Annotated in this window: 7 protein-coding genes; 1 reads left to right on the forward strand and 6 read right to left on the reverse strand. The window is 67.7% G+C overall.

The genetic code is table 11. The features are described 5' to 3' along the window. Positions 1-16: 16 nt before the first annotated feature. From VF106_RS35515 to VF106_RS35540, 6 genes are all read right to left on the reverse strand, one after another. Positions 17-2,104, reverse strand: coding sequence for a beta-galactosidase (locus VF106_RS35515; protein WP_330844323.1), 2,088 nt, complete (start codon positions 2,102-2,104; stop codon positions 17-19). A 21-nt stretch (positions 2,105-2,125) separates the two neighbouring features. Further along, a complete protein-coding gene (locus tag VF106_RS35520) occupies positions 2,126-2,944 on the reverse strand; it encodes a carbohydrate ABC transporter permease (protein WP_349257480.1) in 819 nt (272 codons plus the stop codon). A gap of 151 nt (positions 2,945-3,095) precedes the next feature. Continuing rightward, a complete protein-coding gene (locus VF106_RS35525) occupies positions 3,096-3,971 on the reverse strand; it encodes a carbohydrate ABC transporter permease (protein ID WP_330844325.1) in 876 nt (291 codons plus the stop codon). Continuing rightward, positions 3,968-5,317, reverse strand: coding sequence for an ABC transporter substrate-binding protein (locus VF106_RS35530; protein ID WP_330844326.1), 1,350 nt, complete (start codon positions 5,315-5,317; stop codon positions 3,968-3,970). The genes VF106_RS35525 and VF106_RS35530 overlap by 4 nt, the downstream gene beginning before the upstream one ends. A gap of 75 nt (positions 5,318-5,392) precedes the next feature. Beyond that, complete coding sequence (locus VF106_RS35535) at positions 5,393-6,415, reverse strand: LacI family DNA-binding transcriptional regulator (protein WP_330844327.1); 1,023 nt, start codon at positions 6,413-6,415, stop codon at positions 5,393-5,395. Positions 6,416-6,530: 115 nt separating this feature from the next. Then, positions 6,531-8,375, reverse strand: a complete 1,845-nt coding sequence (locus VF106_RS35540; protein WP_330844328.1) for a rhamnogalacturonan lyase family protein — start codon at positions 8,373-8,375, stop codon at positions 6,531-6,533. Between the two features lie 181 nt (positions 8,376-8,556). Here VF106_RS35540 and VF106_RS35545 point away from each other — a divergent pair, with 181 nt between their 5' ends. Next, entirely contained in the window at positions 8,557-9,417 is an 861-nt protein-coding gene (locus VF106_RS35545; RefSeq protein ID WP_330844329.1) for a hypothetical protein, read from the forward strand. Positions 9,418-9,611: the final 194 nt, after the last annotated feature.

Below are 9,611 nucleotides of genomic sequence, written 5' to 3' on the forward strand. Positions count from 1 at the left end.
TAAGGCCGCCCTCCCTTCATCGCACGGCCAGGGAAGCCAGCACGCGTACGTCCCAGGGGCCGAGGTCCAGTGTGCCGGGTACGGGTTCACCGGTGAGGGCGTCGGTCAGAGCCACCGGGGGTTGGACGCTGGCCGGTGCCCAGTTCCAGTTGTGCACCACATGGACGCGGCGGCCGTCCGGTGCGGTGCCGGTGGTCGCGGTGACGGAGGGCGGGAGGTCGTGCCAGCCGCTGACCGGTGAGGGTGCGAGCCAGCGCGCCAGTGCCTGCGCGAGGGAGCGGCCGGGCACGGTGCCGACGCACGTGACGCGGCCTTCGCCGTGGGCGCGAGTTGTGATCGCCGGCCAGCGGCCGAAGTGGGGGTGGTCGTACTCGGCGAGTATGTCGGCGTCGATGACGGTGAGGCCGTCGACCCAGCGGGTGGCCGTCGCGTCCCGTAGGTCGAGGGGGCCGCCCGATGTCAGTGGGATGTCGTGGGTCAGGTTGCTGAACTCGTCGTACCAGGCGCCCGCCGCGTCGACGAGTCGGGCGGGCGCGGGCTCGTGGCGGGCCCTTGCCTCGTGGTCGGCGTACGCGGTTCGGGGGCCGAGGACCAGGTGACCGCCAGCGTGGGCGTAGGCCGCGAGCCAGTCGATCGTCGCATCGTCCACTATGTACAGGGCGGGGACCACGAGGACGGGATGCCGGACCGCGGCCTCCGGCGGGGTCAGCGCGGTGTGTAGTTGTCTGATGTGGACTATGCCGGCCTGGCGGTCCGCGTCGAAGGAGCCACGATGGAACGGGTCGAAAAACCGGTGGTAGGCGGCGGGATCCGGTGATCCGTCCGCAGTGGACAGTGGTGGGTACTTCTGCATGAGCCACTTGCTTGGCGTCGAGTACACGAGAGTGATGTCGGCGTCCGGTTCGAGGCCGGCCACCAAACCGCCGGCCGTCTCGAACTCGGCACCCAGGCGGGACAGTTCCCGGTAGACCCGGCCGGGACGACCGCTGTGCGGGAGGATGCCGCCCCAGTACGTCTCCGCGCCGAAGTGCAGTGTGTGCCAGTGCCAGTACTCGATCATCCGGGCACCGCGGGAGACGAGTGCCCACGCGGCCTGCCGCCACTGGCCGTCGTAGGCGGGGCGGTTGTCCCACGGAAAGCCGATGCTGCTGGCATTGGTCTCCATGACGAGGAACGGGGCCTGGCGGGAAGAGAACATCCAGTCCGCGGTCTGGTACAGCGCCCACACCCCGCTGGTCTTCCACTTCTGCTCGGCGTCACCGGGATCGGGCAGTGCGAGGCCGTCCTGCATGTCGTAGTACGGGTTGCCCGAGGCGATGTCCAGCGAATCGGTCAACTCGTCGTCCTCGACCGCGGGGCGCGTGTAGGAGACGCAGGTGGTGACGAACTGTTCCGGCCGCGTGTACTCACGGACGATGCCGGCCTGCCAAGCGATGAACTCGGTGGTCTGGCGTGCCTGGAACTCCCGCCACGCCACGTCGTACTGCGGTTGGGCGTTGCCGTCCGGTGTCCACAGATCGGCCCATGTGGACAGTCGGTGTGACCAGTAGACCAGGCCCCAGTCGCGGTTGAGTGTCTCGACATCGCCGTACCTGGCGCGCAGGTGGTCGACGAACCGCTGGAAGACGCCGTGGTTGTGGAACAGCTCCAGACCGGGTTCGTTGTCCACCTGGAACCCGATCACGGCGGGGTGGTCGGCGTACCGGGCGACGACGCGGCGGATCACCCGCTCGGCGTGGAACCGGAAGGCGGGGTGGGTGAAGTCGACCTCCTGGCGGGCGCCCCACCCGATGCGTTGCCCGGTCGCCCGCTCGCCCGTGATCTCCGGGTACTGCCGGGCCAGCCACGGCGGCACCGCGTACGTCGGGGTCCCCAGGATGACCGAGATCCCACGCTCGTGGGCGCCGTCGAGCACCGGCTGGAGCCAGTCGAGGTCGAACCGGCCGTTCTCCGGCTCCCAGGTGGACCAGACCGACTCGCCGACCCGGATCACGGTGAAGTGTGCCTCGGCCATCAGGTCGAGGTCGGCCTTGAGCCGGTCGCCGCGGTGGTACTCGTGGTAGTACGCGGCGCCGAACAGGACGTGGGCGGGCAGAACCGCCATCAGGGAACCTCCACAAAGGATCTATTGTTTGACCGCGCCGGCGGCCAGGCCGCTCTGCCAGTACCGCTGCAACATCAGGAACGCGACGATCAGCGGGATGACCGACAGCAGGGAGCCGGTCACGACCAGCGAGAGCATCTCGCTGTTGGCGCCGGCGTTGCCGTTCTGGGCCTGCGCGGCCCAGGACGCCAGCCCGACCGTGATCGGGTACAGCGTGGGGTCGTTGAGCATGATGAGCGGGAGGAAGTAGTTGTTCCAGGTGGTGACGAGCGTGAGGAGCACGACCGTCACCAGTCCCGGCGCCAGGAGCCGTAACGCGATCCCGAAGAAGATCCGGCCCTCGCCCGCCCCGTCGATCCGGGCTGCCTCGATGAGGCTGTCCGGCACGGCGTCCTGCGCGTAGACACGCATGAGGTAGAGCCCGAGCGGGTTCACCAGCGACGGCAGGATGACCGCCCATGGCGTGTTGGCCAGTCCCACGTCCGCGAAGAGCAGGTAGGTGGGGATGGCCAGTGCCGTGGTCGGGACCATGATGGCGCCGATCACCAGGTTGAAGCCGGCGCCATGGCCGCGAAACCGGAACTTGGCGAACCCGTAGCCCGCGGCCGCCGCCAGGAACGCGGCGCCGAGCGCGCTGACGACCGCGTAGATGACGGTGTTGACCAACCACTGCACGAAGACCCCGCCGTCGTGGGTGAGCGTCGCCCCGACGTTCGTGAACAGTTGCGGGGCATGGGAGAACCACAGCCCGAACGTCGTGAACAGGTCCTGAGTGGACTTCGTCGAGGCGACCACCAGCCAGAACAACGGCAGCAGGAAGTACGCCAGCGCGGCCAGCATGACGATCGTCAGGGGAGTGCTCCGCCGTGCTTTCACGACGCCACCTCGCCCGCTTCGTGGCGCCGGATCGCTCCGCAGGCTCCGCTCGACCGGCGCCCTCCGCGGTCGATGTGCCGTCCTGAGTATCGATGGTTCGCTCCGCAAGCTCCGCTCACGATTCCCTCCTGCGGTTCGCGGTCAGCATGACGGCGTAGGAGACGATCACGATGACGAGTCCCAACAGGAAGGACACCGTGGCCGCGTAGTTCACCTGCTGGCCGGTGAAGGCGAGGGTGTAGGCGTAGAAGTTGGCGGTGTAGGCGGTGTCGATGACGGTCGGGACGAGGTCGTGCAGCAGTTTCGGCTCGTTGAACAGCTGGAAGCTGCCGATCACGGAGAACAGCAGTGTGAGCAGGAGTGCCGGCTTCAGCGCGGGGAGCTTGACCGACCACGCGATCCGCCACGCGCCGGCCCCGTCCACCGCGGCGGCCTCATACAGCTCCCTCGGGATGGTGCGCAGGGCCGCGTACAGGATGATCATGTTGTAGCCGACGAACTCCCACGTCACGATGTTCGCGATGCTGCCGAGCATCCAGCTGTCGCTGAGGAACCTGGGTACCGGCAGGTCGAAGATGCGGCCGAGCTGGGCGAACGGGCCGTAGTCCGGCCCGTACAGGAAGCCCCACATGAGCGTGGCGACCACGCTCGGCACGGCGTACGGCACGAAGATGCCCAGCCGGACGACCCGCGCGAGCCGCGTCAGTCCACTGTCGAGCGCGAGCGCGAACAGCAGCGCCAGCAACAGCATCACCGGAACCTGGATCACGAAGAACGTCGCGACCCGCAGCACCCCGTGCAGGAACAGCGGATCGGCGACGGCCTTGACGTAGTTGTCCAGTCCCACGAAGACCGTCCCGCCGATGAGCTTGTGCTGGAACAGGCTCAGGTAGGCGGCGTAGCCGAGCGGTGCGAGGAACAGCAGTCCGAAGAGCACCAGAAAGGGCGCGACGAACAGCGGTCCCGCCGCACCACGACGACGGTTGGTCATGAGACCGTGAAGCCCTGGTTCTTGGCGAAGGTGGTGAGCCGCGACTGCCACTGGCCGAGTGCGGCGACCGCGTCCGTCTTGTCCGTCAGGGCCTTGCCGACCGTCTCGGTGAAGTCGGTCGCCACCTGGTCGAGGAACGGCGGCCACTGGAACGAGAGGTTGACCGTGTCGCCGATGTCGGCGAACACCTTGTTGACCGCCTGGCCGCCGTAGAAGTCGAGGGGCTCGTCGACGAAGCTCGGATCGGTCAGCAGCGCCTTGGTCGGTGGGTACAGGAACTGCTTGGTGGCGAACATCTTCGCGCTCTCGGGATCACTGTTGAGGAACTGCGCGAACTGCGCCGCCGCGATCGGGTTCTTCGTGGACTTGATGACCGCGCTCGTCGAGCCACCCCAGTTGCCCGAGCTCGGCTTGGCCGAATCCCACTGGGGCAGGGGAGCGGCCCGCCACTTCCCTGCCGTCGACTTGGCCGAACCGGACAGGAACACCGGCCCCCACGCCGCGGTGAGCCAGGTGGCGTACTTACCGTTGTTGAGCGCGGTGTACCAGGCGTCGGTGAAGTCCGTCTCGACGCCGATGACACCTTCGGTCGCCAACCCGCCCCAGTACTTCGCGATCTTCTTCGCGACGTCGCCGTCGACGTCGATGGTGATGTCGCTCTTGCTGTTGCTGACATAGGGTTTCGCGCCCGCCTGCCACATCAGGCCGTGCCACGCGGCAGCCTGGTTCGCGGCGAAGTTCGTCAGGTAGATGTCCGGGTTCGCGGCGTGCAGCGTGCGTGCCGCGGCGGCGAACTCGTCCCAGGTCGCGGGCACCCCGATCCCGTACTGGTCGAAGATGTCCTGCCGGTACAGCATGCCCATCGGGCCCGTGTCCTGCGGGATCGCCCAGACCTCGCCGTTCTGGCCGGAGACCTGCGCCCACGTCCAGTCCACGAACTGGTCCTTCAGCTTCGACGCCCCGTACGGCCGCAGGTCCAGCAGGGCGTCGATGACCGTGAACGTCGGGATGTACTGGAACTCGATCTGCACCACGTCCGGCGCGCCGCTGCCGGCCTGCAGCGCGGTGCGCAGCTTGGTGTAGTGCGGTGTGCCCTGGCCGGCGTTGACCACCTTCACCTTGATGGCCGGGTACTTCTTCGTGAACAGCGCGACCTCCTGCTCGATGTCCGGGACCCACGTCCAGAACGTCAGCTCGGTCGGCGTATTCATCGCCTTGTCGATGTCGGCCTCGCTGGCCGGTGTGGTGGCAGCGGTGTCGTCGCTGCCACCACACGCGGCGAGCGCACCGGTCAACGACGCGGCTCCCATGGCGGCGAGGAAGGACCTACGGGTGAATGCGGGCATGGGTGTACTCCCGTCAGAGGGCAGGCGTGACCGGCACGCCGGGCGGTGACGTGTGAAAGGGGTGTGGTTGTCGAACTAGTGGGGTGGGGGTGCGGTGGAGGCGCGGACGACCAGTTCGACCGGTGGATCACTCACCGGCAACGGGTCGGCGTCCGGCTTCTCGATGGCGTGCACGAGAAGCTCGAGACCGGTCTTGGCCACGGCGTCGAAGGGCTGACGCACGGTGGTCAGGCGTGGGGAGATGAAGTCGGCGACCGGGATGTCGTCGAAACCGACGACGCTGACGTCCGCCGGCACCCGCCGGCGCGCCTCCCGCAGCGCGCGGATCAACCCGATGGCCATGTCGTCGTTCGCGGCGAACACCGCGGTCACGGTGTCGTCGGCAGCCAGTTCGCGGCCCACCTCGTAGCCGGACGCGGCGGACCAGTCGCCCTCGACGACGGATGGCTCGGGCAGTCCTCGGTCGGCCAGCGCCGCGCGCCAGCCCTCGAGCCGGTCCCTTGCCGAGTACCACCGCTGCGGGCCGGCGAGGTGGTGGACGGTCCGGTGCCCCAGGTCGAGCAGGTGCTCGGTGGCGGCCCGCGCCAGCAGGTCGGCACGGACACCCGCGGTCACCGCCCGGGCTCCGGCGAAGGCCGCCGGCGCGCCGTAGACGAGGACCGGCACGTCCACGCGGACCGAGACCTCACCCTCGTCGATCGGTTCGGAGATCACGATGCCGTCCACGCCCTGGTCGAGCAGCGACTCGACGGCACCGGCGACTCCCGCGGGGTCACTGTCGGCGGTGTTGGTCACGCGCAACGCGTACCCGGTCTCCCGCGCGGCCCGCTCGATGCCCACGAGCAGCGAAGCGGGGCCGTACAGGGCCGTTCCCAGCGCGACGACCCCGATGGACCGGGTCCGCCCGGAGGCCAGCGCCCGGGCCGCGTTGTTCAACCGGTAGCCCAGCTGTTCGGCGGCCTCGAGCACCCGCGTACGCACCGCGGCGGAGACGTACTGCTCGTTGTTGAAGACCCGCGACACGGTCTTCTGCGAAACCCCGGCGACGCGCGCGACGTCGACACTGCGCGGCGTCGGCCGTCCACCCAGCTGCGTCATCGCGTCTCCCGGGATCACCTGCTGACCCGAACATCATATCGGGTCTGACTGCGCAGTCATGTCTACGCAGTCAGAAGACAGGCGTCAAGAGCCCGTCACCGATCCGCAACAACCTTCACCCTGCGTAGCTGATGTTCGGCCTGGGTGGGGTGGCCATGCCGGCGCCGAGGAAGTAGTCGACGTGGTGTGACTGCATGTAGCCCTTGACGGTCATGTCGTCGCGGTACGCCGGGTTGTGCGCCAACGTGTACAGGCGGGTGCTCGACTGCTGGTTCGTCGTGAAGATGATCAGCTCGTTGAAGGCGGCGTTGGTGTAGACCGCCTCCTCGCGCCAGTCACCGAGGACGTCGCCGACGAAGGTGGGTTGCACGCCCTGGCTCGCGTCGACAGCACCGTAGTTCCATGTGGACACCAGCCGAGGCACGCTGCCGCTGGCCGTGGGGCTGTTGGGGTTCCACTTCTCGATCTTGCCGTCGTTGAGCAGTTCCATGGTGACGTCGCCGTCCCACCACAGGCCCAGCTGTGGCCACGGGCGCAGCGAGGTGTTCGGTTCGGTGAGCCGGTTGGTCGGTCCGTTGTAGAGGCCGGAGAACGCCCAGACCTCCATGCCGGGGAAGCGCGGGTCGATGTCGCCGGCCATGCCGCGGGCGACGTCGGCGACCCCGGACTCGACGTGCTGCCAGATCATCGTGCCGGTGGCGGCGTCGTAGTAGTAGTCACGCAGGCCGTTGGGGTTGTCCTGTTGCACGCCGTAGCCCTGCAGGCCGGCGCGGTTGGGGTCCATCTTGGCGATGTGGAAGCGGTCGCCGTGGATGACACCACGCGGTGCCAGCGAGTAACGCAGGGTGCCGTTGCCGTTGAGGACGAAACCGATCTCGGCGATCTCGTCGCGACCGTCGCCGTCCACGTCGATGACCCGGGTGTTGTGCCCGTCGGGCAGGTCCTGGTTGCCGCGCAGGAACTTCCACTGCTGGGTCAGCGCGCCGCCGGTGAACCGCCATGCGGTGAACATGAGGTTGAACCCACCGTTGCCGATGCGGTTCTTCATGTACGCCACCAGGCTCGGGTTGACGCCGTCGAGGTGACCGACGGCGAAACGCGCGTACATCGGACCGTCGGACAGGTAGTCGGTGGGCACCGGCGCGGTAGCGCGGGCCGCTCCGGTCATGCCGTCGAGGATCGCGATGAACTGGCGGTTGTTGTCGCTGTTCGTGAACGTGGCGCCGTTGCCGAACCGGACGCCGTTGGCGATGCGGACGGCGACCTCGGCGCGGCCGTCGCTGTCGAGGTCGTACACGGTGACACCGTCGTTGTGCCCGACGTCGATTGTGGACGATCCGCCTTCGATGTTGTCCTGGTTGGTGCTGTTCGGCCCCATGTTGACCGACCAGAGGAACTGTCCGTTGCTCCGGTAGGCCTCGATCGTCTGCGGTGAGGTCTGGCGGTCGAGCACGTAGTCGTACTCGCCGTCACCGTCGAGGTCGCCGACCCAGACGAACTTCACCGCCCCACCAGCGCGCAACGGAACCCGGACCACCGGCTCGGTGGCGTGGTTGGCGGTCAACGTGAACGCGCCACTCGGTGCCTGCTCCACCCCGCCGACCACCGGTCGCACCCGGTAGGTGTTGGCCTGCGCCAGGTTGGCCGTCGAGTCGGTGAAGTTGGTGCCACCGGTCAGGACTCCGGAGTTGAGCTTGGTCTCCGCGCCACCGGCCGCGGAGCGGTACACGTTGAAACCGATACCGTCCGGGTCGAGACCCAGCAGCCGCCAGCTGACAAGCACCTGGGTGTTGCTCGTCCGTACGGCCACGACCCCACGGCCAAGGTCCTCCATCAACCTGGCCGCCGCGACGGTGGTGTCGGCGCTGGCCGCGTTCGCTGTGTACTGGACCGCCGCTCCCGTGCCGGACAGCCCCATCACCATGGCCGTCACCAGCGACACCTTGGCCAGCCTCGTCATCGAAACCTCCTGGGAGCGCTCCCAAACATCACTCATAGTGACTTGATGTCACTGAGAAGGCAAGTGCATCTCATATGGAAAGGTTTGTCAGGCGGTGATGGCCTGTGCGCAGACTGGCGTCACATCGCAGGGCCTGCAGACGATTCGCAGACGTTGGAATCTGCGGTGAAGGGGGAGTTTCGTGGATGCGGTATGGATCAGTGCGTCGGTGGCGTTGGTCGGAATTGGTGTCGGAGTTCTGACGACCTGGCAGTCCAACCGCCGGTTGCGTCAGGAACATCATGATGAGCAGGCCAGGCTGAAGCTTGATGCGGCGATGCGGGCGGGTGAGTTGTTCTCCGCCAAGGACCAGGCTTCGGCCGATCCGGCCGCGATCGCCTCCGGGTTGCTCGCTCTCACTCGGCTCGACCACGCGGACCTGGCGGTCGCGCTGCTAGTTGATCTGTGGTCGAACGGCGATGAGATCGCCGACAGGAGCGACCATCGCGTTGCTCACGAGACGGCGGTGCTCGTGATCGACGCGGCTCTGCGGTCGACGACCAAACCCAACGCGCAGCTGGTCGCGGCTGAGTTGCTGTGTCGGAACGCTCATCGGCTCAACTCCTGCCAGTCGCTGCACTGGCCGAGCGTCATCGACGGCGGTTGGGATCAGCGGTTCGGCCCCAAGACGAAGCTGCTGCTGCTCGACGCCCTCATCGTGATGACCCTTGCCCGTCCGGTGTCCGAGGACGCCCTGCGTTCCGTCGCTGTGCGCCTTTATGGCGTCTGGCGCGACGACCAGGATTCGCGGGTCCGTGGATGTGTCGGCAGGCTTGTCGGTGCGGTGGTCCCCGCTCTGAAGCACCTTGGCTACGCCGACTTCATGCAAGGCAATCACAAGGTGCTGCTGACCGAACTGGAGATCGCCGCCGCGAGCGGAACGAACAATCCGGACGGTTTTCTGGATCGGATCGTCGATGACCGCTGCAAGCGACTCGCCACTTGGGCGTCCTCCTGTCAGCAGGCCGAACCGGCCGACGCGCGCCTCGCGGCGGCTATCTGACACAGCGGTGACCAGGACGAACGCTGTGTTCGGCGGCGACCCCCCGCTCAGAACAGAGGACCCCCGGCCCTAGTGGGTTCGGGGGTCGGTTTGTGGGGTTGGGGGTTATTTGAGGCCGGTGAGGGTGCGGAGGCCGGTGAGGTCGCCGCTGCCGATGAGGCGTTTGTAGGTGGTGCAGGCGAGGGTGCGGGGGC

This window comes from Actinophytocola sp. (genome assembly GCF_036378875.1).
Classification (GTDB): Bacteria; Actinomycetota; Actinomycetes; order Mycobacteriales; family Pseudonocardiaceae; genus Actinophytocola.